This is a genomic window from Clostridia bacterium, from assembly GCA_024685775.1.
Classification (GTDB): Bacteria; Bacillota; Clostridia; order Christensenellales; family CAG-1252; genus CAG-1252.
In genome coordinates this window covers 77,465-99,248 of sequence record JAIKVL010000016.1, presented here as the reverse complement: position 1 = coordinate 99,248, position 21,784 = coordinate 77,465, and the positions used below count along the sequence as shown (strand labels likewise).

Annotated in this window: 22 protein-coding genes and 1 tRNA gene; 15 read left to right on the top strand and 8 right to left on the bottom strand. The window is 53.7% G+C overall.

From position 1 onward, the window contains the following. The first annotated feature begins 11 nt into the window (after positions 1-11). A complete protein-coding gene (locus K5753_03525; GenBank protein MCR4726270.1) occupies positions 12-758 on the top strand; it encodes a hypothetical protein in 747 nt (248 codons plus the stop codon). Positions 759-933: 175 nt separating this feature from the next. On the opposite strand, the gene K5753_03520 is transcribed toward K5753_03525, so the two are convergent. The 6 genes from K5753_03520 to K5753_03495 all read right to left on the bottom strand — a co-directional run bounded on the left by K5753_03520 (position 934) and on the right by K5753_03495 (position 5,327). Continuing rightward, on the bottom strand, positions 934-1,533 hold the full coding sequence (locus tag K5753_03520) for an alpha/beta hydrolase (GenBank protein ID MCR4726269.1): 600 nt from the start codon (positions 1,531-1,533) through the stop codon (positions 934-936). 5 nt (positions 1,534-1,538) lie between these two features. Beyond that, positions 1,539-2,291, bottom strand: coding sequence for an ABC transporter permease (locus K5753_03515; protein MCR4726268.1), 753 nt, complete (start codon positions 2,289-2,291; stop codon positions 1,539-1,541). Next, the gene (locus K5753_03510; GenBank protein MCR4726267.1) at positions 2,284-3,018 is read right to left on the bottom strand and encodes an ATP-binding cassette domain-containing protein; all 735 of its coding nucleotides are present in this window, start codon (positions 3,016-3,018) and stop codon (positions 2,284-2,286) included. Before K5753_03510 ends, K5753_03515 begins: the two co-directional genes overlap by 8 nt. After that, positions 2,996-3,220, bottom strand: coding sequence for an AbrB/MazE/SpoVT family DNA-binding domain-containing protein (locus K5753_03505; GenBank protein ID MCR4726266.1), 225 nt, complete (start codon positions 3,218-3,220; stop codon positions 2,996-2,998). Before K5753_03505 ends, K5753_03510 begins: the two co-directional genes overlap by 23 nt. 156 nt (positions 3,221-3,376) lie before the next feature. Further along, positions 3,377-4,804, bottom strand: a complete 1,428-nt coding sequence (purF, locus tag K5753_03500; GenBank protein ID MCR4726265.1) for an amidophosphoribosyltransferase — start codon at positions 4,802-4,804, stop codon at positions 3,377-3,379. A gap of 437 nt (positions 4,805-5,241) precedes the next feature. Continuing rightward, a tRNA-Leu gene (locus K5753_03495) sits at positions 5,242-5,327 on the bottom strand. A gap of 387 nt (positions 5,328-5,714) precedes the next feature. Between K5753_03495 and K5753_03490 the strand changes: the two genes are divergently transcribed. The 13 genes from K5753_03490 (at position 5,715) to K5753_03430 (ending at position 18,711) form a co-directional block, all read left to right on the top strand. Beyond that, entirely contained in the window at positions 5,715-6,503 is a 789-nt protein-coding gene (locus K5753_03490) for a YwaF family protein (GenBank protein MCR4726264.1), read from the top strand. Between the two features lie 109 nt (positions 6,504-6,612). After that, a complete protein-coding gene (locus K5753_03485) occupies positions 6,613-7,158 on the top strand; it encodes an inorganic diphosphatase (protein MCR4726263.1) in 546 nt (181 codons plus the stop codon). A 14-nt stretch (positions 7,159-7,172) separates the two neighbouring features. Next, complete coding sequence (locus tag K5753_03480) at positions 7,173-8,618, top strand: NAD(P)/FAD-dependent oxidoreductase (protein ID MCR4726262.1); 1,446 nt, start codon at positions 7,173-7,175, stop codon at positions 8,616-8,618. Beyond that, the gene (locus tag K5753_03475) at positions 8,605-9,843 is read left to right on the top strand and encodes an NAD(P)/FAD-dependent oxidoreductase (protein ID MCR4726261.1); all 1,239 of its coding nucleotides are present in this window, start codon (positions 8,605-8,607) and stop codon (positions 9,841-9,843) included. Before K5753_03480 ends, K5753_03475 begins: the two co-directional genes overlap by 14 nt. Then, positions 9,840-10,187 (top strand): DUF1667 domain-containing protein, encoded by a 348-nt coding sequence (locus tag K5753_03470; protein MCR4726260.1) that lies wholly within the window; start codon positions 9,840-9,842, stop codon positions 10,185-10,187. Before K5753_03475 ends, K5753_03470 begins: the two co-directional genes overlap by 4 nt. Beyond that, positions 10,187-11,122: a hypothetical protein gene (locus K5753_03465; protein MCR4726259.1), complete on the top strand. Its 936-nt coding sequence runs from the start codon at positions 10,187-10,189 to the stop codon at positions 11,120-11,122. The genes K5753_03470 and K5753_03465 overlap by 1 nt, the downstream gene beginning before the upstream one ends. Continuing rightward, positions 11,119-11,673 (top strand): hypothetical protein, encoded by a 555-nt coding sequence (locus K5753_03460; GenBank protein MCR4726258.1) that lies wholly within the window; start codon positions 11,119-11,121, stop codon positions 11,671-11,673. The genes K5753_03465 and K5753_03460 overlap by 4 nt, the downstream gene beginning before the upstream one ends. Then, a complete protein-coding gene (locus tag K5753_03455; GenBank protein MCR4726257.1) occupies positions 11,670-12,911 on the top strand; it encodes a hypothetical protein in 1,242 nt (413 codons plus the stop codon). The genes K5753_03460 and K5753_03455 overlap by 4 nt, the downstream gene beginning before the upstream one ends. 79 nt (positions 12,912-12,990) lie before the next feature. Further along, a complete protein-coding gene (locus K5753_03450; GenBank protein MCR4726256.1) occupies positions 12,991-13,845 on the top strand; it encodes a diadenylate cyclase in 855 nt (284 codons plus the stop codon). Between the two features lies 1 nt (position 13,846). Continuing rightward, positions 13,847-15,070, top strand: coding sequence for a DUF1015 domain-containing protein (locus K5753_03445; GenBank protein ID MCR4726255.1), 1,224 nt, complete (start codon positions 13,847-13,849; stop codon positions 15,068-15,070). Positions 15,071-15,089: 19 nt separating this feature from the next. After that, positions 15,090-16,403 carry an aspartate kinase gene (locus K5753_03440; GenBank protein MCR4726254.1) on the top strand — a complete coding sequence of 438 codons (1,314 nt, stop codon included), beginning with the start codon at positions 15,090-15,092 and terminating at the stop codon, positions 16,401-16,403. A 32-nt stretch (positions 16,404-16,435) separates the two neighbouring features. Beyond that, a complete protein-coding gene (locus K5753_03435) occupies positions 16,436-17,392 on the top strand; it encodes an ROK family protein (protein MCR4726253.1) in 957 nt (318 codons plus the stop codon). A 344-nt stretch (positions 17,393-17,736) separates the two neighbouring features. After that, the gene (locus tag K5753_03430; GenBank protein MCR4726252.1) at positions 17,737-18,711 is read left to right on the top strand and encodes a zinc-binding dehydrogenase; all 975 of its coding nucleotides are present in this window, start codon (positions 17,737-17,739) and stop codon (positions 18,709-18,711) included. A 70-nt stretch (positions 18,712-18,781) separates the two neighbouring features. Here the strand turns inward: K5753_03430 and K5753_03425 are convergent, their stop codons facing one another. After that, positions 18,782-20,119, bottom strand: a complete 1,338-nt coding sequence (locus K5753_03425; GenBank protein ID MCR4726251.1) for a hypothetical protein — start codon at positions 20,117-20,119, stop codon at positions 18,782-18,784. Between the two features lie 114 nt (positions 20,120-20,233). Next, positions 20,234-21,166: a DMT family transporter gene (locus K5753_03420; protein MCR4726250.1), complete on the bottom strand. Its 933-nt coding sequence runs from the start codon at positions 21,164-21,166 to the stop codon at positions 20,234-20,236. A gap of 153 nt (positions 21,167-21,319) precedes the next feature. On the opposite strand from K5753_03420, the gene K5753_03415 reads away from it, so the two are divergent. Then, positions 21,320-21,784 carry an aminoacyl-tRNA deacylase gene (locus K5753_03415; GenBank protein MCR4726249.1) on the top strand — a complete coding sequence of 155 codons (465 nt, stop codon included), beginning with the start codon at positions 21,320-21,322 and terminating at the stop codon, positions 21,782-21,784.

The window sequence follows — 21,784 nt, the reverse complement described above, 5'->3', positions numbered from 1 at the left end:
CGGGTTTCCCTATGAAAAAATCGAGAGTATTCTTTTCGATCGTTTGGCTCGTTTGTTTCGCAAGTCTCTTTGCGTTTTCCGCTTGCGGAGGCGAATGGGGACATATGGACGGAACCGAGTATTTGGATTCTTCGGAAAAAGAATACTCCTTGCAGCTGAAAAGCGACTTTTTCAAAGACACCTTGGAAGATCCCGATTTCGTCGTTACCTGCAAAGATAAGGACGGCGAAGTGCAGTACGTGGAAACCGTAAAAGGCGCGAGCAGTTACACCCTGAATAAGGACGGCTCGGAAGTCTACGCTTTCAAAAACGGATCGCATTTTTACGTGGCGACAGTGAATCGATCGCAACGTTCCTACCTTTGCTCGGACAGTAGCAAAAGGGGATATCGCGAGGATGGCGAAAACGGCACGATGGCGGATCTTTATAATCGCAATTACTGCTCGTTTATGAATAAGGATAGCGGCGCGAGCGTCGCCGATGAGATTCCGGAAATCGGCGATAATTTCCATTGCCGCGCCACGATCGAATGGGAAAACAACGTTTCCCGCGGTTCATTGGAATTTACTTGTGCCACAGAACAGCGTACTTTCAGCATGACCGCGACTGCCGATAAGGGATTCGTGCAAACCCTTCGCGTCGTTATAACCGACGCCGAAGGCGAAACCGTCAGCGACTTTACTTGGACGTTCGTTTACGGCGGCGCGTCCGTAACGCTCCCAGACGTCGACGCTTGGGATCGGGAAGCGAACGCTTAACGGCGGGAAACGCCGACAGGGAAAAGGCGATAACGCGAACGGTTTTCCGATAAAATCGGAGCGGGCGATTTATTCCGATATCAAAATATGCGCCTATGCGCATATTTGCATAAAAGAGGTTTCGCGCCTCTTTTTTTTATAAAAAGGTCGCGAAATCGCGCGACCCGAGGGTGAATTATAAAGCGTTTCGGATCCAAGAGTCGAGGAACTCCATTTGTTCCGCGGTATGGAACCAATGTTCGCCGCCCGGCATTACGGTCAGCTTCGCGCCGATCTTTTTCGCGAAGGTTTCGACCGTTTCGAGCCGAGTGAGTTCGTCCGCGGAACCGTATAAGATCTCGGTCGGCGCGCGCCAAGAAAGGGGATGACTGCGAACGTAGGTCAGATACTCCCAATAAAGGTCTTCGCCGAACGCCGTCGCGAGTTTGCCTTTCTCTTCGAGTTCTTTTTCCGTCAACCCCGACCACGCCAAAATGTCGAGGATCAGCCTTTCCATATCGACGATCGGAGAAATGAAAAAGGCTTTTTCCGTAAAAGCATCGACCTCGGCGCTCATCGCGTAAAACGCGCCGATGCTGTTCGCCACGAGGATCAAGCGGTCGCATCCTTTTTTCGCCGCGCGGATCGCTTCGCCGATCTCGGCTTTCGCGTCCCAAGGGGTTTCGGCGCGGTAGTTTAATCCGATGACTTCGAAATCGGGGAAGAGCGGTTTGTAGTGCTCCGCTTCGTCGGGGCTGCCGCCTTTCCCGTGAAGATAGATCAAACGGTTTTTCACGGTCGTTATTTCGCCTTCATTTTGCTTTTGAAAGCGAGGATCGCCGCGACGAAAAGGACGAGCGTATAGGCTGCCACGATCAAAGCGGGCTGCCCGTAATTCGCGAACGTAAGAGGCGCGCCGCTCGAAGCGTTCGAGACGAGCATCGTCGCGTTGCGGAAGGGCAGGACGTCCATAAAGGTTACGAAGCCTTTGGGAAGCCCTTCCAGGGGGAACCACATTCCGGATAAGACGGATTGCCCCGCGATGACGATGGAAGAGACGCCGCCGACGGACTTTTCGCTACATACGCAACCGAACAGGACGCCGAGTCCGACGAAGGTCATCGCCGTCAAAATGCTCAAAAGCAAAGCGAACAGCATTCCCGGCGAGAAAATGCTCGGATCGATGATCCCGCCGACGAGAAGAAACAGAATGAATTGCACGAAGGCAATCGGCATGGCGGAAAGAGCGTAGGATAGGATGAATTCGTAAGATCTTGCTTTGGAAACGAACAGCCTCGTCAGGAACGCCGAGCTTCGGTCGAGCGCGATCAAAAGCCCCATAAAGAGGGTCAAAAACGCTTGCGAGAAGACGACGATGCCCGGCGCGAGATATTTCATTTGAAAGTGCGGAGCTGCGCTGTGAAACGCGAGATAAAAGAGGATCTCCATCGCGAGCGGCATCGCAAAGGTCAGGGCGAGGGAAAGGGGATCGCGCGCGATCTCTTTCAGGTTGCGGCAGGTCAAAGCTCCGATTCTTTTTAAGGATTTACGCATTTTCGTTTCCTCCCGTCGCGAGCAGGACGAAGGCGTCCTCGACGCTCGTTTGATTCGTTTGATCGAAAAGCTCCTCTTTCGTTCCCATAAAGAGAAGTTTCCCGCTTTTCATAATTCCGATGCGGTCGGAAAGGGCTTCGGCTTCTTCCATATAGTGCGTCGTCAAAATGATCGTCATTTTCCCTTTGAGACCTTGGATCGCCGCCCAAAGCTCTCTCCGCGCGAGGACGTCCAGCCCGAGCGTCGGCTCGTCCAAAAAGAGGATCTTGGGCTTCGTGACCAAGGCGAGGGCGATCGAGAGCTTTCTCTGCCAACCGCCCGAAAGTTTGTCGGCTTGCTTGTCCGCGACTTCCGCGAGGGAGAAAATATCGAAGACGTAGCGCTCGCTCTCTTCGATCTCCGCTTTGCTTTGCCCCGCGAGGCTCGCGTAAAAGCGGACGTTTTCCCGAACGGTCAGCTTTCTCGCGACCGAGGTCTCCTGCATCGAAATATCCACCATACCTTTGATCTTTTCTTCGTCTTTCGTGATCGAGTGACCGAAAAGAAAAGCGTCGCCCGAGGTCGGCTTTACGAGCCCCGAGAGCATCTTGATCGTCGTCGTCTTGCCCGCGCCGTTTACGCCGAGCAGGGAAAAAAGCTCTCCCTCCGAGATCGAAAGATCCAGTCCATCCACGGCGACTACGTCTTTGTATCGTTTCGTTAAATTATTGATTTTGATCGCGTCCATTCGAATCCATTCCTCCCATTAAAGCATAAAACGCATCGTCTTTCATAATTGCGAGACCTCTTTTTTTATCGCCCAAGATCATCAGCGTGTCGCCGATTTCGATGTCAAACATCTTTCGCGCTTCGACGGGGATGGTGATCTGCCCCTTCGGTCCGACCTTTACGCTGACGATAAACCGATTTTCTTCTTTGGCTCTTTTCATAATCAATCGACCTACCTTTCTTACTTTTCTTACATTATAGTGCGATCGGTTGCGAATGTCCAGTATTTCCTGCATGAAAAATGACGAGGCAAACAAAAACAAACGCGTCAATGGGCTGACGGTTCATTTTAAATAAGTGTTAATATTTTTATTCGCTTATTCGAGTTTCTCTCCGATCTTCGTTTCGAAGCGGTTTTTCGATGTTTTGTCGGGGATCGCGGTCGGGTATTCGCCGCCGAAACACGCCGTGCAAAAGCCCGTGTCTTTTCCGGCAAGAAGGCGAACGTTTTCGATGCTTAGGTATCCGAGCGAGTCGGCACCGATTTCTCGGGCGATTTCTTCGATGCGAAGGCGGTTTGCGATCAATGCATCGGCGTTATCGATATCCGTTCCGTAGAAGCATGGATTTGTGAAAGGCGGCGCGCTTACGCGCATGTGGATTTCTTTTGCGCCCGCTTGTCGAAGCAGCCCTATGATCCTTCGGCTGGTCGTTCCGCGAACAATGGAATCATCGATCAAAACGATCCGTTTGCCTTTAACTACTTCGCGGATCGGGTTGAGCTTAATTCCGACGCCTTTTTCGCGGGAAGTTTGCTCAGGCGCGATGAAGGTGCGCGCGATATATTTGTTTTTCGTAAATCCGATAGCGTAGGGAATGCCGGATCCGTGCGAATACCCGATCGCCGCTTCGAGTCCGGAGTCAGGAACGCCGATCACGATATCCGCGTCAACGGGGTGCTCTTTTGCGAGAAAACTACCTGCCTTTTGTCTGCAAAGGCTGACGGATGCTCCGTCGATCACGGAATCGGGGCGTGCGAAATAGATATATTCGAACACGCAGAACCGTTTCGGACAATCGCCGCATTTCGAATCGTCGAAGCGTATCCCGTTTTGGTCGACGACCGCCATTTCGCCCGGGCGAAGATCTCTGATGAGTTTTGCTCCGATCGCGTCGAGCGCGCAGGATTCGGAAGCGAAAACGATGCTCCCGTCTTCCGTTTCGCCGTAACAGAGCGGTCTGAAACCGTGAGGATCGCGGACGGCGATCAATTTTCGCGGAGAACTGATCACGAGAGAATAAGCGCCTTCGATCACGTCCATCGTCGCGCGAATCGCGTTTTCGATCGAATCGGTTTTCAATCGTTCTTGCACAATCATATAAGAGATGACTTCGGAATCTGTGGTCGTATGAAAGATCGCTCCTTGTTTTTCAAGCCGCAATCGAAGTTCATACGAGTTCGAGAGATTGCCGTTATGGCAGAGCGCCAAACTTCCTTTGCAATGGTTTACGATCAAAGGCTGAATGTTTTGCATGAGTTTTCCGCCCGTCGTCGCATAGCGGACGTGTCCGACGGCGATCTTTCCTTCTCCGAGCGCGCGGAGTTTGTCGCCGCCGAGCGTATCGCCTACGAGCCCTTCTCCTTTAACGTATCGAAACACGCCGTCGTCATTCAGCGCAATCCCCGCGCTTTCCTGTCCTCGATGCTGCAATGCGTACAGTGCGTAATAGGAGAGCGTCGGTAGATCGGTTTTGCGTTTGCTGAAAATCCCGAAAACTCCACATTCTTCATGTAGTTGGCTCATATTCTCCTCCAAAACAAAAAAAAGACGCCTCGGGTAACCCCCAAGACATCTTTGTCCTTTCGGAAATATCGTAACTCTTCTCGAAAAAAAAGTCAAGGGTTTGTGGGATCGCATTTGAATTATACCGGTGCCGAAGGTGGGACTTCTATCTCTCGCCGGGGTGGCAAACGCTCCGTCGCGTTTGGCGCCGCCTTATCTGCAAAGCAAAGTTTGTAAGTCGGCGCTTCCCACGGATCAAGTCCCACGCAGATAAAGAAAAAGCATCCGCGTTTGCGGATGCATGTGGTGCCGAAGGTGGGACTTGCTCGCACTCTCGCTATCGCTCGCCGACACGCCGGGGCTCAGGCGGAAGACGCACTGTGTCTTCCTTGCTACGCACTTCGCCCGTTCAAGTCCCACGCAGATAAAGAAAAAGCACTCGCTTTAACGAGTGCCACTGGTGCCGAAGGTGGGACTTGAACCCACACGTTGTCGCCAACAATGGATTTTGAGTCCATCGCGTCTGCCATTCCACCACTTCGGCTTGCTACATTACTATAACACAGGGAAAAAGGAATTGCAAGCGTTTTTTTCAAAAGGAGAACGGCTTTTCGGGGTTTGTTTTTTCGGGAAGAAGCGCGCTTTCTTCGTTTGAAAAAGGGAACGTTTGCGCTTTTGAAATTTTATTGAACGCGTAAACGCGCACCCGACGGCGCACGCCCGCATAGGATAAAGTGTACGAAAGATAAAATTCGCAAGAATTCGAATACCGGTGACAAGCGCCGACGTCGGCTTGATTTTCTTTCTCGCACCGCTCGAAAGAGCGGTGCGTTCTTCGTTTCGGGGAAAGGAGCCTGCTTTTTCCCGTCTTGCAATTTCCCCGAAAAAGTTGTAGCATAAAAATATCCGAACAAAAAAGGATGGGGCGAAGATGAGCGGATTGAAAGAGTTTTTCGGGATCGGTGAATATCGAAGAACGCCGGAAGGGTATATGTCTTGGCAGCATATCGTCTTTGCGACGGCGTTTATGATCGCGATGATCGCGCTTGCGATCCTCGTCGGACGAAAGGAAAAAGGGAAACCCGAGCGCGAGAAAAATCGCGTGGTCGTCGTCTGCGCGATCGCGTTCGTCCTGCTGAAACTCGGCGACATCGCTTTCTGCGCTCTCCGCGCGCACGACGCGAAACCGATGCTTTTGAAACTCCCGCTCTTTATGTGTGATTTGCAGTTTTTCGCGCTTCCGATCGCCGCTTTTTCGAAGGGGCGGGTGAGGGAAGCCGCTTTGGACTTCGTCTTGATCTTCGGGACGCTCGGCGCGGCGATGGGCGTCTACGCCGCGGGGCAGAATTTCTCCTCGTATCCCGTTCTTTCCTATGACAACGTCTTTTCCGCGATCACGCATTCGCTCGGCGGGTTCGCGGGGCTCTATATCGCGATCGCGGGGATGGCGAGCATGCAAAAGAGAAATATTTGGATCACCTTCCTGATCCTCGTCGGGTGCTGCGCGATCGCCTACGTCGCCGATATTTTGATTCCGTATAACTATATGTTTCTGATGCGCGGCGACGGAACGCCTTACGATATCTTTTATAATCTCGTCAAGGGGAATCGCGTTTTATACCCGTTGGAAGTCGTCGTTTTGTTTCTTTTGTACGTCGCGGCGTTTTATCTCGTTTGGGTTCTCGTCCGCAAAAAATGCGGCAAAAAGAAAAGCGCGTAAATTTCCGAAAGATCCGATCGAAAAAGTGCGATCGGATTTTTCTTTTCCCCTTGAAAAAGGGGTTATAGAGTGATAGAATATATAATTATAGCTTTTTGGAGGTTTTCCGATGAATCTATGGCGTGATATCAATCCGAACCGCATCAGCCCGCACGACTTCCTCGCGGTCATCGAGATCAGCAAAGGAAGCAAAAATAAGTACGAACTGGATAAAGAATCCGGCGCGCTTATTTTGGACAGAGTCCTTTATACGTCCACGCACTATCCCGCGAATTACGGCTTTATTCCTCTGACCTATGCGGATGATAAAGACCCCTTGGACGTCTTGGTCCTTTGCAGCGAGCAGATCGCGCCTCTCGCGCTCGTGGAGTGCTATCCGATCGGCGTTATGGCGATGATAGACGGCGGCGCGTTCGATTATAAGATCATCGCAGTCCCCTTCCACGATCCGACCTATAACACCTATCACGAAGTCGGCGAGCTTCCTCCGCATATCGTTCAGGAGATCGCCCACTTCTTTAACGTGTATAAGCAGCTCGAACATAAAGAAACGACGGTCATGGAGATCCTCGGCAGAGATCGCGCGATTGAAATCATCAAAGAGGCGATCGACCTTTATTGGAAAAAATTCCCGCAAAATACTTTTCAGGATTAAATCGGCAGGCAGTTATGAATTCTTTTGACGTTATCGTTATCGGCGGCGGCGTGATCGGCACCGCCGTTTTGAAGAGCCTTGCTTCCTTTGAAGCGAAGACCCTTCTTCTCGAAAAGGCATCCGATCTTTCAAACGGGTCGAGTCGCGCGAACAGCGGCATCGCGCACGCGGGCTACGACGCGGAACCCGGGACGAAAAAGGCGTACTTCAACGTCCTCGGCGCGGCGATGATGCCATCCGTCGCGGAAGAACTGCACGTCCCTTATAAAAGGACGGGTTCTTTGGTCGCGGCGAGAGAGGGCGGGCTCGAAGGGCTTCGCGTCCTCGAAGAGCGCGCGAAAAAGAACGGCGTAAACGCGCGGATCCTTTCGAAGGACGAGATCCGCAAGCTCGAACCGAATATCTCCCCCGAGATCACTTACGCTTTGTACGCGCCCGACGCGGGCGTCGTCTCGCCGTACAAACTGACCATCGCGCAGGGCGATTTCGCGGCGCTGAACGGGGCGACCGTTCGCCTCGAAGAGAAGGTCGTTTCTTTGGAAAAATCGGACGGCGGCTTCGTCGTTCGGACGAATAAAGGCGAGTACTTCGGAAAGACCGTCGTCAACGCGGCGGGCGCGGGCGCAAGCGACGTCAACGCGCTCCTCGGCGAAAAGACCTACGAACAAGTTTACGCCGCCGGCGACTATTATATCTTGGACAGCGCGCAGGCGGGCGTCGTAAACACCGTCGTTTTCCCTCTTCCGGACGAAAAAGGAAAGGGAATCCTCGTCGCGCCGACCGCGGACGGAAACGTCATTTTGGGGCCGACTTCGCGCCGCCTTCCCTCGGATAAGGCGGAAGAGAACGCCGTAACGGCGGAGGGGCTCGCGCTCGTTCGCGAGGGCGTGAATCGACTGATGCAAAACGTCAGGATCGGAGAGACCATCCGCGTGTACGCGGGAACGCGCACGTCGGTCGGATCGGATTTTATCGTCGAGGAATCCGAGCGTTTCCCCGGCTACTTTATTCTCGCGGGCATTTGCTCGCCCGGGCTGACTTCCGCTCCCGCGATCGGAGAACACGTCGCGGCGTGGGCGGCGAAAAAGCTCGATCTCAAAAAGAAAGAAAAACTCCTTTCTCTCCCCGTAAAATTCCGCTTGGCGACCGCTTCTCCCGAAGAGATCGCGAAAAAGGCGAAGGAAGATCCCGCGTTCGGAAGGATCGTCTGCCGCTGCGAAAAGGTTACGGAAGGCGAGATCCTCGGCGCGATCCGTTCGCCCGTTCCGGCGCGCACGGTGGACGCCGTAAAACGCCGCGTTCGCGCGGGGATGGGGCGCTGTCAGGGCGGCTTCTGTATGCCCCGCGTAATGGAGATTTTGGCAAGCGAATTCAATCTCCCTTTGACGGCGATCCGAAAAGGGGACGAGGGCAGCGAGATCGCGCCCTATGAGGTGAAAGACGGATATGACGGAATTTGACGTGGTGATCATAGGCGGCGGTCCCGCGGGAATGGCGGCGGCGATCGGCGCGAGAAAAAAAGGCGTTTCTGTCGCGATCTTGGAGCGCGACAATCGGCTCGGCGGCATTTTGAATCAATGCATTCATAACGGCTTCGGGCTTCACTATTTCGGCGAAGAATTGACGGGACCCGAATATGCGGCTCGTTTCAAAAAGCAAGTCCTCGCGGACGAGGGGATCAAAGTCTTCCTCGAAGCGATGGTCTTATCTCTTTCGGAAGACAAGGTCGTTCGCGCGATCTCTCCGACCGAAGGATATATGGAGATCAAAGCGAAAGCCATCGTCCTCGCGATGGGGTGCAGAGAGCGGAGCGCGGGCGCGATCGCCCTTGCGGGAACCAGACCCGCGGGGATCTATACCGCGGGCGCGGCGCAGCGTTTGTCAAACGTCGCGGGTTGCCTCGTCGGAAAAGAGGTCGTCATCCTCGGCAGCGGCGATATCGGGCTTATTATGGCGCGCCGTATGACCGCGGAGGGCGCGAAAGTCAAGCTCGTTATGGAGATTATGCCTTTTTCGAGCGGCTTAAAGCGAAATATCGTTCAATGCCTGAACGATTTCGACATTCCTTTGCGTTACTCGACGACCGTAACGAGGGTCGAAGGGAAGGCGCGTTTGACGGGCGTCTATATCGCTCCCGTGGACGAAAGGCTTCGCCCCGATCTCTCGAAAGAGGAATTCATCCCGTGCGATACCTTGCTCCTCTCCGTCGGATTGATTCCGGAAAACGATCTTTTGAAGGGAACGTCCGTCAAAATCAGCCCGATCACCAAAGGCGCGGTTGTGGACGAATTTCGTCAGACTTCGCTCCTCGGCGTCTTCTCGGCGGGCAACGTCCTTCACGTCCACGATCTCGTGGATAACGTCAGCGAGGAAGCCTTGATCGCGGGCGACTCCGCGGCTGCGTTCGCGCTTGGGGAACTGCCGAGCGGGGAAAAATTCAAGGTCGAACCGTCGGGCGGCGTCCGTTACGCGCTTCCGCAAATCGTAACGGCGGGAGAAGGGAAGGTTAAAATCTATTTCCGCGTCGATAAAGTATATAAGGGGCGCGCCGTCGCGGTCGCTTCCGCGGGCGAGGTCGTCAAGCGGAAAAAGACGGCGGTCATGGCGCCGGGCGAAATGCAAAACGTTGAGATCGACAAGTCCTTGTTGAAAGGGGACGTCTCGATCTATTTGGAGGAACAATGAACACGACTTGTATCATGTGTCCGATCGGATGCGCGCTTTCCGTTCGGGAAGAAGGGGGTAAGATCGTCGTCAGCGGAAACGGCTGTATGCGCGGCGAAAAGTACGGAGTCAGCGAATTCACCTGCCCGAAACGAGTCGTAACGACCTTGCTCAAAGGGAAGAAGGGCGGCGTCGTCAGCGTGAAGACGAAAGAACCGATCCCCAAAGCGCTCGTTCCCGCCGCGCTCAAAGAGGCGGCGTCCTTCCGCCTTGAAAAAAGCCTTTCGGCGGGAGATATCGCGATGGAGGACGTCGCGGGAAGCGGCGTTCCGTTCGTCGCGACCGCGGATTTCGAGGAAAAATAATGCTGTATTACGAGTTCAAGGCGGCCCTCGCGCGAGGCGAGATCGCTCCCGTATATAAATTGTCGGGCGAAGATAAGTACTGGGTCGAATCGGCGTATGCCGATCTTCTCGCGCTGTCTTCCGAGATCGATATCGAGGTCTTGTCCGACGATCGCCCGATCGACGACGCGATCTTCGGCGTGGGCAGTTTCCCGATGATGTCGGACAGAAAAATCGCCGTCGTCCGCGACCGCAAACTCAAAGACGCGGAGATCAAGCAGATCGAGACGTACTTGAAAGATCCCGCTCCGACGGGAATTTTGATTCTTTATAATTGCGAAGGAGCGGTCTCGGGCGCAAAGGAGTACGATTTCGGCGTCGTCCCGGAAGGGGAGCTCGTCCCGTACGTCGTCCGCCTTGCGACCGAAATGGGCGGAGCGATTACCGAAAACGCGGCGCGAAAACTCGTTCGCTTCGTCGAATTCTCGATGACGCGCGTCAAAAACGAACTCATCAAACTTGTTCCGATCGGAGAGATCAACGAGGATCTCGTCGAAAAGTACGTCGAGCCTTCCTATTCCTATCGAGTGTTCGATTTTACGGACGCGATCGCAAGAGGAAGCTATACGGGCGCGTATGAAGTTCTGTCCGCGCTCGCGGGCAACGCTTACGAGTATTCGCCCTTTTTTACGAGGCTCATCGATTATATTCGCTTGATGCTTCACGTCAAACTCGCCAAAAACGAGCCCGACGCCGAACTCGCGAAGAAGATGGGCGTTTCTCCCTATCCTTTGCAAAAGGCGAAAAAAGCGGCGGCGGCATATACTTCCCGCCAACTCCTTACGATTTTAATGAAACTTTACGAGCTTGAAGAGGGCTTCAAGACGGGTGAAATCGGCGTTACGAACGCGATGGATCTTGCGATCGCCGAGGCGATCGAAGCGAGGAAACGATGATCGATTTATTGAAAAAAGCGCCGAATTGGGCGTTATTCCTCTTGACGGGACTTGCGTTTTATTTTTCCGAACTTGCGCTTTCGCTGCAACTAATCGCGTCGGCGGCGTATTTGACCGGGACTTCGTATGCGGCGCTCGTCGTCTCCGTTTCGCTTATGACGGTCGGGCTTTCCGCGCTCGTGGCGAAATTTTTGATCTACGTCTCGTATCGGATCACAGGCGCAATCTTTACGAGGAAGAGCGGAATGCTTTATCCGTTCCCGATCGCCTACGGCGACTACGGAAAGACCGTTCTCGCGTTCGCGATCCCGTGCTTTCTCGTTTGCGGGATCACGGGGATCCCCGTCCTCTTTTTCCCGACCTTGTCTTTGATCGAATCGGCGGTTCGAAACGTCGTTTTATGGGCGACGTTCGCGCTTGCCGCGTTCTTTTTCGTCAGAAGAAACGCGCATGATTACGACAGGCGAACGCTGGCGTTTTCGCTGTCCGTGATCCCCATCGTTCTGATCGCGCTTTCTTTGATTTTGACGATCGTGGAGGTGGCGCGATGAAAAAGGTTTTGCTCTTCCTCTTCGTCTTCGCAATCGTCTTCTCTCTGTCGGCGATCCCGTTCGCTTCGGCGGAAGTCTCGGACCCCGCCTACGACTACGCGCGCGCTTTCGCGGCGGCGCATCCCACGCGCGACGCGATGAGCGGGAAGGAAGCCGCGTCCGTTCCGTTTTTGAAAGACAATCTGCTCGCGCTCGGTTATACCGTTACGACGCCGGAATATAAGTACGTCGACACGGCTTTCGAAGACGGCGCGCAGAGCGGCAGAAGCTGCACCTATTATCACGTCGTCGGGACGCGTGACCTCGGAAAAGAAAAGACCGTCGTGATCGGCGGATATTACGGAGGATTCGCGGCGCAAGGCTCTTCCGGGACGGGAGAAGGCGCGGAGATCGCCGCTTCGGTCGGCGCGCTTTTGTCGATTGCGGAAAAGCTCAAAGACACTTCTTTGGATTATAACCTCGCGATTGCGTTTTGGGGCGGCGCGTCGCTTTCGGATTTCCGCGAAGATAATTGCGGGATTCCCATCGAAAAAATCGCTTTGTACGTCGGTTTGGACGGCGTGGCGGCGGGAGAACGCGATTATCTTTATTGCGACGAAGTTCCGCGGTCTCACGAAAAGTACTTCCGCTCGGTCGCGTCTTCCGTTCGCGCGGAGATCGCTTCCGCGCCGCTGTTCAAGCGTCCGGTTTCTTTGTATTCGACGCAGGGCTCGCTCGATTACGTCCATCTCGGTCTCGTCGGCGTCAACCGCGATTTTATGGAAAGGAATATTCCTTGCGCGACTTTCGTCGGCGGCGATTGGGAAAGCGGTTGCGGTTTGTATCGCTATAAGGGAAAGACGGAGATCTCCGGCACCCCGCTCGACACGTTTAAAGAGATCGACCTGCGAAACGGCGGGAAAGAAAGAACCGCCGCGCGTTTGTCGGGCGTCGCGAACACGGTTGCTCGCGCGGTCTCGGGAGAAGGCTTGAAAAGCGCCTTGACTTCCGCGGAAAAGGAGATTTCGGGAAAGGATCTCGATAGCGAACTCGTCTACGCCCTCGTTACCTTGATCGGCGGCGCGGCGGCGATCGCGTTCTTCCTCGTCTTCTTCTTTAAGCAGGGAAAAGATCGCAAGGAAACCGTTTGGCGGGATTCCTTTGAAAAACCGCAAGGATCTTCCGAAGATCCGTTCTCCGATCTCGATTCCCGCGAGGAGAAAACGGGCGACGGGGACGACGACGTCTTCCGATTTTAATTTAGCCCTTCAATTCGCTTTATTTTTTGCGCGCAATATATTATACTTTAAGCGATTTCGTTTATAAGTGAGGGCGCGTATGCAAGGACTTACGGAATATTTTAAGAATTTGAGTTGGATCTCGCTGATCGACGCGGTCGTCCTCGTGATTTTTCTCGTTATGGTAACGGTGTTTTTCTTCCGCAAAAAGAATTATCGCGTGGGGCTTTTCTTCGTCCTGTTCTCCATCCTTTTCGCTGGGATGGACGTCTGCGTCTCCCTGTTCGACTTGAAAGCCTTGTACTTTACGAGAGAGATCTTCCGATTCCTCGCGATCATCTTTATCGCGGCGAGCGCGGTCGTCTATCAGTCCGACCTCAAACTGCTGTTCGCGAAGTTCGGCGGGCAGACGGAGGAGAACGTCTACGCGAAACTCCATAACTCCCGCAACGAGGACGATCTTCGTTACGCTTCGGGCGAGATCGTCAAGGCTTGCCAAAACCTCGCGAAGAATAACATCGGCGCGTTGATCGTCGTTTGTCCGACGATCATCTCTTCGAATATGTTGGACACGGGTATTCGCCTGAACGCCGTTTTGTCCGCGCCGCTCATCGAAAGCATCTTCAACCCCCACGCGCCTCTGCACGACGGCGCCGCGATCATTAAAAACAATATGATCCTCGCGGCGGGTTGCTTCTTGCCCCTTTCCCAAAACCCCGCGATCAGCAAGGACCTCGGGACGCGTCACCGCGCGGCGGTCGGCATCACGGAGGAGAGCGACGTTTTGACCATCGTCGTCAGTGAGGAAACGGGTATCATTTCTCTCGTCCAAAACGGCGATATCAAACGCTATATGACGGGCGAAAAACTGATGGACGCTTTGGACGAAGCGTTCGGCATAACGGATATCAGCCGTAGAAAGACGAGAAATTTCGGAGTCGGCGGAAGGAGATAACATGAGCGCGATCGTTAAAGTACCCCGCGTCCTCTTACCGAAAGAGTGCGTGAATCTGAAAAAATGGGCGGTCATCGCCTGCGACCAATTTACCTCGCAGGGCGAGTACTGGCAAAAGCTGAAAGACGAATGCGGCGAGGTTTCCGCCTTGAACGTCATTTTCCCCGAGTACTATCTCGATAAGGGCGATATGGACGCTCGCATCGATCGGATCAACTCCTATATGCGCAAGTATATCAGCGAAGGCGTTTTCCGTGAGGTGGACGGATTGATTTTGACCGTCCGTGAGACGAGCTACGGCAGGCGCCGCACCGGACTCATCGTTACGATCGATCTCGAACAGTACGATTTTACGACGGGTTCTCTCCCGATCCGTGCGACCGAAGCGACGGTCAAAGAAAGGCTTCCCGTTCGCATTCGGATCCGCCGCAACGCGCCGCTCGAACTCCCGCACGTCCTCCTTTTGATCGACGACAAGGATAAGACCGTGATCGAGCCTCTTCTCGAAAAGGTCACCGAAGCGGATAAGCTTTACGATACCGAGCTCAATATGTCGGGCGGATCGATTCGCGGCTATTTGGTCAAAGACGGGGCGAACGCCGTCCGCGCGATCGAGGCTCTCGGGTCGAAAGAACGCAGCAAAGAGCTTTACGGGACGGATCTTCCGTTTTTGTTCGCCGTAGGAGACGGAAACCATTCCGTCGCGACCGCGAAAGTCCTTTGGGAAGAGATCAAGAAGACGATTCCCGAAAAGGATTGGGGAAACCATCCCGCGCGCTATTTCCTCGCGGAAGTCAATAACCTGTATGAGGAAGATCTCTCGTTCGAGGCGATCCATCGCGTCGTGTTCGGCGTGAACGGCGAGTTCATCAAAGCGATGCAGTCTTCGCTTTCGGGCGACGGTCACGTTACCGTCGTCTACCGTGACGAGATGTTCTCCGTTTCCGTTCCGAGCGGAGCGCCCGAAGCGGTCAAAGCGATTCAGGAATTCATCGACGAATATCTTTCCGCACACGAAGGCGCGGCGGTCGACTATATCCACGGGGACGAGAACGTCGCCAAGGTCGCCGCTTCGCGCGACGGCGTCGCGATCTATATGCCCGTCCTTCAAAAGGAAGAGCTGTTCCCCTACGTCGTAAAGCACGGTTCGCTTCCGAGAAAGACCTTCTCGATGGGCGAAGCGGAAGAAAAACGCTACTATCTCGAAAGCAGAAGGATTAAATAAGAGACAGGAGGATTGGACTATGAAAGTTTGTAAATTCGGCGGAAGCAGTATGGCTTCGAGCGACACGATCAAGCGCGTCGCGGAGATCATCAAATCGGACGGGGATCGGAAATATATCGTCGTTTCCGCGCCCGGTAAAAGGTTTTCCAAAGATATCAAGATAACCGACAGCTTGCTGAATTGCTATGCGGAAAGCAAAAAAGGAAAGCGCGTTTCGGAGTTATTCGCTCCGATCCGCGATCGTTTTACCGAGATCGCTTCGGGACTCGGCGTGGATCAAAAGCTCGATCTTCCGTCGATTTTCGCTTCGATCGAGGAAGGAATCAAGCTCTCTTCTTCGCCCGATTTCGCGGCGTCGCAAGGCGAGAGACTTTCCGCGATGCTTCTCGCGGCGTACCTCGATTTCACTTTCGTGGACGCGAGAGAGATCATTCGCTTTTCGGATAACGGCGTCTTCAACGCGGAGTACACGAACGACGTCGCGCAAAAGACCCTTTTGCCGCTCGATTCCGGCGTCGTCGTCCCCGGCTTTTACGGAAGCACTTCCACCGGAAGGATCGTTACCTTTTCGAGAGGCGGAAGCGACGTTTCGGGCGCGATCATCGCGCGCGCCGTCAAAGCGGATATCTATGAAAACTGGACGGACGTAAACGGCTTTTTGACCGCGGATCCCCGCATCGTGGAGAATCCGAAGCCCATTCCCGAGCTTTCGTATCGCGAGTTGCGCGAGCTTTCTTATATGGGCGCGAACGTCCTCCATCCCGAAAGCATTTTCCCCGTTCGTAAGGCGAATATCCCCATCAATATCCGCAATACCTTCGAGCCGGAAAACAAAGGGACGATGATCCTTCCGGGCGTCTTGCAACACGATCGCCTGATCACGGGTATCGCGGGTAAGAAAGGGTTCGTCAGTATTTTGATCGAGAAATCGATGATGAATAACGAGATCGGCTTTACGAGAAAACTTCTCTCCGTTCTCGAAAATCTGAACATCAGCTTCGAGCATCTCCCGAGCGGAATCGACACGATGACCTTGATCATCGCGGACACCGAGATCGGAAACAAAATGCAAGAGCTTGTCGGCGGAATTCGCGAAGCGGTCAGCCCCGACCGTTTGGAGATCCAAAGCGATCTCGCATTGATCGCGACCGTCGGACACGGAATGGCGTATAAGCCCGGAACGGCGTCGCGCCTTTTCACCGCGCTTTCGCGCGTCGGCGTCAATATCAAGATGATCGATCAAGGTTCGAGCGAGCTGAATATCATCGTCGCGGTCAAGGGCGACGATTACGAGAAAGCGATCAACGCGATCTACGAAGAATTTATTAACTGACGACAGTCGGAAAAAGAAAGGAGAGAGATGGTATGATTTATGCAGGCGTGGACGTCGGAGGAATGAGCATCAAATGCTGTCTCGCGAAAGAGAGCGGCGAAATATTGGTCAAAGACAGTTTTAAGACGCAGAAAGGGATTACTTGCGCCGAAATGGGCGAGCAGATCGCGTCTTTTCTGAAAGGACTTGCGGCGAAGATCGGCGTGAACGAAAGCGATATCGCCGCCGTCGGAATCGGAACGCCCGGAACGGTGGACGGCAAAAGGGGCGTGATCGTGTACTCCAATAATATCGTGCTCGAAAACGCGCCGATCGTGGCGGAAGTCAAAAAACATTTGGATCTTCCCGTTTTCGTCGAGAACGACGCGAACGCGGCTGCCCTCGGCGAAGCGGAATTCGGCGCGGCGAAAGGTCTTTCGGACGTCGTCTTGATCACGCTCGGAACGGGCGTCGGCGCGGGGATCATCGCGAACGGGCAGATGATCACCGGTAAAGGCGGCGCAGGCGCGGAAGGCGGTCATATGGTCATCAAAATGGGCGGCGAAAAATGCACCTGCGGAAACAGAGGTTGCTTCGAGGCGTACGCTTCGGCGACCGCTTTATTGCGCCAGACCGCGAAGGAAGTCGAGCGCCGTCCGGATAGCCTTCTCGCGAAGCTTTGGAAAGAGAAGGGCGAGAGCGGTATCGTCCCGTTCGACGCCGCGAAAGCGGACGACCCTGCGGGGAAAAAGGTTATTCGTAATTACGTTTCTTACGTCGCGCAAGGCGTCGCTTCCTTGGCGAATATTTTCCGCCCCGACGTCTTTTTGATCGGCGGCGGCATCAGTAATCAAGGCGATTATTTCATCAAGAAGGTTTCGAGAAAGGTGAATTCGCTCGTTTACGGCGCGGGGAAAAACGGAAAAGTCGTCGTAAAAGCGGCGGAACTCAAAAACGACGCGGGACTTCTCGGCGCGTTGGCTTTGGCGATCCACGGCGTAAGAGCGTAATCGCGCTGCGGAAAGACGGAATAATAAAATGAAGGAGCGGTCGGATCCTTCTTTTTATGCGGGCGGTTCGGCCGCCGCGGAGAAGCTATGCGCGCTTCCTAATAAATATATTATTAAAAAAGATAATCGGGCGCGCAATTCTGAAAATAGTATAAAGAAGAGATCGGAGCGGAAATCAAAGGGTACTTTATTTGAAAAGACCGACGCTGAACCGAGGGATCGGATCGGGGTTTCGTTTGGATTTTTTTCAAGGAGACGCAATCTTGATAAATGCGCCGCGCGCGGGCTTTACTTTTCCCGTGAGGCGTGCTATAATAATGCTTGCCGAAAGGCGAAGGATCACTATGAAAGTTTGGAGAATCGTGGGCGTAAAATCGCTCTCTATGGAAGAAGAAACGGGGGATCTCCGCCCGGATTACGTCAAAGTCAAAGTTGCGAAGCTCGGATTGTCGAGCGCGGATATTTCGGTATACGAAGGGACCGCGCCCGTCGCTCTCCCGATCGTCCCCGGTCGCATCGCGACGGGGGTCATCAGCGAAGCCAACCCCGGAAGCCGCTTCCGCAAGGGCGAAAGAGTCCTTCTCTCTCCCTATTCGAAAGATCAGAAAGGCAGGCTGAGAGTTCGCGGATCGGATGAGGACGGGTATCTCGCGGATTACGTCGTCGTCCCCGAAGAGTGCGTCTATTCTCTTCCCGAAAGCATAACGGAAGATATGGGCGTTTTCGCCGAATATATTTCGATCGCCGCGGCTTTGACCGATAAGCTCGATTTGAAGCACGAGCAGTACGTCGCCATTCTCGGCGCGAACGCGCTCGGTTTGATCTTCGCGCAGCTCGCGATCTATTATCAGGCGATTCCGATCATTATCGACAAGTCGGATAAAAAGCTTGAAGAAGCCGCCGAGTACGGCATCTATTACAGAGTGAATTCTTCCAAGCAGGACGCGGCGAAGCGCATTCGTCAGATTACTTGCGGCAGAATGGCGGATTGCACCGTTTTCGAATGCCGCTCTTCTCAGCAGCCGCAACTTGCCTTTTCGTTGACTGCGGAAGGGGGAAAGGTCGGCATCGTCGGTTACGATACCTTCGTCGGTAAACTCAGCGCGGATATTTCCGCGATCATGGGGCGCCAGCTCTCCGTCGTCGGGATCAATAACGGTTCGTCGGATATGAACGCCGCGATTAACCTTCTCGCGAACGAAGTCGTCAAGGTGGATAACCTCGTCGAAAAGACGGTGGATTTTCTCGCCGCTCCCGTCGCCTTTACCGAAGCGATGGACGAGGATAACAATTATTTGAAGACTTTGATCAAGTGTTAAGCGAAACGATTATCAAAAGAAAAAACGCGGCGTGATCCCACGCCGCGTTTTTCGTTTTGTCCGAAAAAAATCAGAATAAATGCGGGAAGTAGCCGCGCAGGAACGCGTCGTAAACGTCGATCGCGGCGTTCGCCGCGGCGCGTTCGTGATCGGTCACGCCGTCCGTGGATTCAAACGAGGAGACAGTGGAAAGGGCGGAAAGAAGGTCGTTGAGCGATGCGATTCGAGCGTTTTCGTCGGCTTCGTGCGGCGTAAGCTTAAAGATCGTCATAACGGAGCCTTCGTCCTTCGCGAGGATGGAAAGAGACTTTTGCAGGAAGGTTCGGAATTCTTCTTTTTGCGCGTCCGAAAGCGCGGAGTACGCGCGGAAAAGAACCTGCAATACGTAGACCTTTTCGCCGAGCGCGACGTCGCTTTCCGAGATTTTTACGAAGCGATCGCCGTCGTAATAGCCGTAAGCCGTTCCTTCGAGCGCGAAGTAATCGTCGTAATCGCCCGAGCGGGCGTCGTATTCTTCTTTCGTAAGTTGGGTGGATTTCCAGTCGTCGTAGGTATAGCCGTAATATAAGGTCTCGTCCGTCTTGGCGTAGGCGCCGCCGAGGGTCAGGCGGGAGGAAGCGTTTCCGAAATATGCGGAAAGATAGGTGAGCGCGATCTCGAAATGATCGAGAAGGGTCTTCGCGAGTTCTTTCAGATAGTTTTTGAAGGAGATCAGAGTTTTGATCTGTTCTTCGGTAAATTCTTCGGGCGCGGCGAAATTGTCGATGGTTTCGTTTAAGAGGTTGTATAAAAAGACCTTCGCGTGCAGGGAGATCGTCTTCGCTTGATTCAGAGAAGCGGAAACGGCTCGGAAGATCGTGTTGATCTCTTTTGCACCGATCGAAGAAAGCCCTTCGCTGAGGACGCTTGAAAGGAAGGATTCGTCGATATCGACGTTCAATCCGAAGACAAGAGAACCGATCTTGCGGCAGTCCTCTTTGGAATAGGCGGGCGATTCGCCCAAAGAGCAGACGACGGAGTAAAAGAGTTCGCCCGCGGCTTCCGGGCTGACCGCTTTCGCGATCGCGCCGAGCGCGACGTAAGAGGCTTTTGCGTGTTCCTTCGCGAAGTTGCTTTCGTAAAGCGCGATCAAAGCGGGCATCACGTCCGCGCCTTTTTCTTTGAGAGCGCGCAGCGACGCGACGATCTCCGCTTTTTCGAACTCGGCTTCCGTCAGAGCGGAAAGCAGTTTTTCCGCGATCGCCGCATTGAGTTCGCCGTCCGGGATCGCTTCTTCCGCGACTTCGAGCGCAAGCGCGTTCAGATCGGTCGATTCCTCGGGCGTTTTTTCGGGTTTACAAGAAAAAAGTCCCGTCGCGAGAGCGAGCGTAAGCGATAAAATAAGGATCGCGCCGAGAAAACGTTTCATATTTATAAAGTATATCACAAAATCGAAAAATCGGTCAATAGGAGCGGGTCGCATCCTTTGATTTTCGCCGCCGCTTTTTTTTCTTTTCGCGCGCTTATCGGATCTCGGAAAGGATCAAACGGGTTTGTTTTCGGACGAAACGGGTTTGAATTCGGGCGTCGGCGCTTTTTCGAAAAGCTCTTTGGTCTCGGTCAAGACGATCGCGACGACCATCAGGGCGAACCCGATCCATTCGCGCGGGGTAAGCCGCTCGCCGAGGAAGAGGACGCCGCCGAGCAGAGAAAAACAAGATTCGAAGCTCATAATCAAAGAAGCGGCGGTCGGATTGGTTCCTTTTTGCCCGAGGATCTGGAAGGTGTATGCGATGCCGCAGGAACAAATGCCCATATAAAGGAAGGACGGATAGAAAGCGAGAAGCTCGGAAAAAGAGATCTTTCCGAATTCGAAGATCAGCGAGGCGGCGAGGGAAAACAGCCCGCAGAAGACGAATTGCATCGCGCTGAGTTTTACACCGTCCGTAACGTTCGTAAAGTGATCGACGACCGTGATATGCCCCGCGAAAGCAAACGCGCAGGCGATCAGGCAGATATCACCCTTATTGATCCGAAACGCGCCTTTTACGCAAATGAAGTACAGCCCCGCAACTGCGATCAAAACGGAGATCCACATAACGATCCCGCTCTTTTTCCCCGTGAGAAGTCCGAGGAAGGGAACCAAGACGATGTACATCGCGGTGATGAAGCCCGCCTTTCCCGCTTCGAGGTTCAGACTCATTCCGAATTGCTGGAGATTCGTGGCGCAAGTCAAAACCGCGCCGCAACAAAGCCCGCCGATCAAAAGCGTCCGAAACGCTTTTTTCTTTTCGTCCGCGGGCAGGATCGCTTTTTCGCCGCGTCTGACTTTTCCTTTGTCCATCAAGATCGCCACGGGGAAAAGGACGGCGGCGCCGATCAAAGAACGCACGGCGGTAAAGGTAAAAGGCGGGATCTTGTCCGTCGCCTGAACGACGAACGCCATTCCCCAAAAAAACGCCGCGACGAGCAGCATTCCGTATCGAACGAATTTGGTTTTGTTCAGTTTGCGTTCCATACTATATAGAGTAAGAAAAGTCGCCCGAATTGTCAAACGATTTCCTCTCTCGTCACGCTCTTCGCCTCGCGCGTTATTGACAAAAAATCGCGCAGATATTATAATTCTTTTATGGAAAAAACGAACACGATGCGCATCTTGGAGCAAATGGGAAAGCCGTACGAGGGAAAATGGCTTCCTTCCGTCCCGAAAGACGGGGTCGAAGCCGCTTCCATGCTCGGAGAGGAGAAGGAGCGCGTTTTCAAAACGCTCGTCACCGAAGGATCCGATTTTTCGCATTACGTCTTCGTGATCCCCGTCGGGGAGACGCTCGATCTCAAAAAGGCGGCGAAAGCGGTCGGCGTAAAAAGCGTCGCGATGCTTCCGCAAAAAAAGCTTTTCCCGCTGACGGGGTACGTCCACGGCGGATGCAGCCCGATCGGAATGAAAAAGCAGTTTCAAACGGTGTTTGACGAGACGGCGATTCTATTTGACGAGATTTATACGAGCGCGGGAAAACTCGGCGTCTTTTTGAAGGCGGCGCCGTCCTCGTTCGAAGCGGCTACGGGCGCGACGTTTAAAGATTTGATTTTATAA

Coding starts and splice junctions, on each gene's coding strand:
- K5753_03515 (MCR4726268.1), bottom strand. CDS start 2,291: ATGCGTAAATCCTTAAAAAGAATCGGAGCTTTGACCTGCCGCAACCTG.
- K5753_03510 (MCR4726267.1), bottom strand. CDS start 3,018: ATGGACGCGATCAAAATCAATAATTTAACGAAACGATACAAAGACGTA.
- K5753_03425 (MCR4726251.1), bottom strand. CDS start 20,119: ATGAAACGTTTTCTCGGCGCGATCCTTATTTTATCGCTTACGCTCGCT.
- K5753_03480 (MCR4726262.1), top strand. CDS start 7,173: ATGAATTCTTTTGACGTTATCGTTATCGGCGGCGGCGTGATCGGCACC.
- K5753_03415 (MCR4726249.1), top strand. CDS start 21,320: ATGGAAAAAACGAACACGATGCGCATCTTGGAGCAAATGGGAAAGCCG.
- K5753_03430 (MCR4726252.1), top strand. CDS start 17,737: ATGAAAGTTTGGAGAATCGTGGGCGTAAAATCGCTCTCTATGGAAGAA.
- K5753_03525 (MCR4726270.1), top strand. CDS start 12: ATGAAAAAATCGAGAGTATTCTTTTCGATCGTTTGGCTCGTTTGTTTC.
- purF (MCR4726265.1), bottom strand. CDS start 4,804: ATGAGCCAACTACATGAAGAATGTGGAGTTTTCGGGATTTTCAGCAAA.
- K5753_03470 (MCR4726260.1), top strand. CDS start 9,840: ATGAACACGACTTGTATCATGTGTCCGATCGGATGCGCGCTTTCCGTT.
- K5753_03440 (MCR4726254.1), top strand. CDS start 15,090: ATGAAAGTTTGTAAATTCGGCGGAAGCAGTATGGCTTCGAGCGACACG.
- K5753_03490 (MCR4726264.1), top strand. CDS start 5,715: ATGAGCGGATTGAAAGAGTTTTTCGGGATCGGTGAATATCGAAGAACG.
- K5753_03485 (MCR4726263.1), top strand. CDS start 6,613: ATGAATCTATGGCGTGATATCAATCCGAACCGCATCAGCCCGCACGAC.
- K5753_03445 (MCR4726255.1), top strand. CDS start 13,847: ATGAGCGCGATCGTTAAAGTACCCCGCGTCCTCTTACCGAAAGAGTGC.
- K5753_03465 (MCR4726259.1), top strand. CDS start 10,187: ATGCTGTATTACGAGTTCAAGGCGGCCCTCGCGCGAGGCGAGATCGCT.
- K5753_03435 (MCR4726253.1), top strand. CDS start 16,436: ATGATTTATGCAGGCGTGGACGTCGGAGGAATGAGCATCAAATGCTGT.
- K5753_03450 (MCR4726256.1), top strand. CDS start 12,991: ATGCAAGGACTTACGGAATATTTTAAGAATTTGAGTTGGATCTCGCTG.
- K5753_03475 (MCR4726261.1), top strand. CDS start 8,605: ATGACGGAATTTGACGTGGTGATCATAGGCGGCGGTCCCGCGGGAATG.
- K5753_03505 (MCR4726266.1), bottom strand. CDS start 3,220: ATGAAAAGAGCCAAAGAAGAAAATCGGTTTATCGTCAGCGTAAAGGTC.
- K5753_03420 (MCR4726250.1), bottom strand. CDS start 21,166: ATGCTGCTCGTCGCGGCGTTTTTTTGGGGAATGGCGTTCGTCGTTCAG.
- K5753_03455 (MCR4726257.1), top strand. CDS start 11,670: ATGAAAAAGGTTTTGCTCTTCCTCTTCGTCTTCGCAATCGTCTTCTCT.
- K5753_03460 (MCR4726258.1), top strand. CDS start 11,119: ATGATCGATTTATTGAAAAAAGCGCCGAATTGGGCGTTATTCCTCTTG.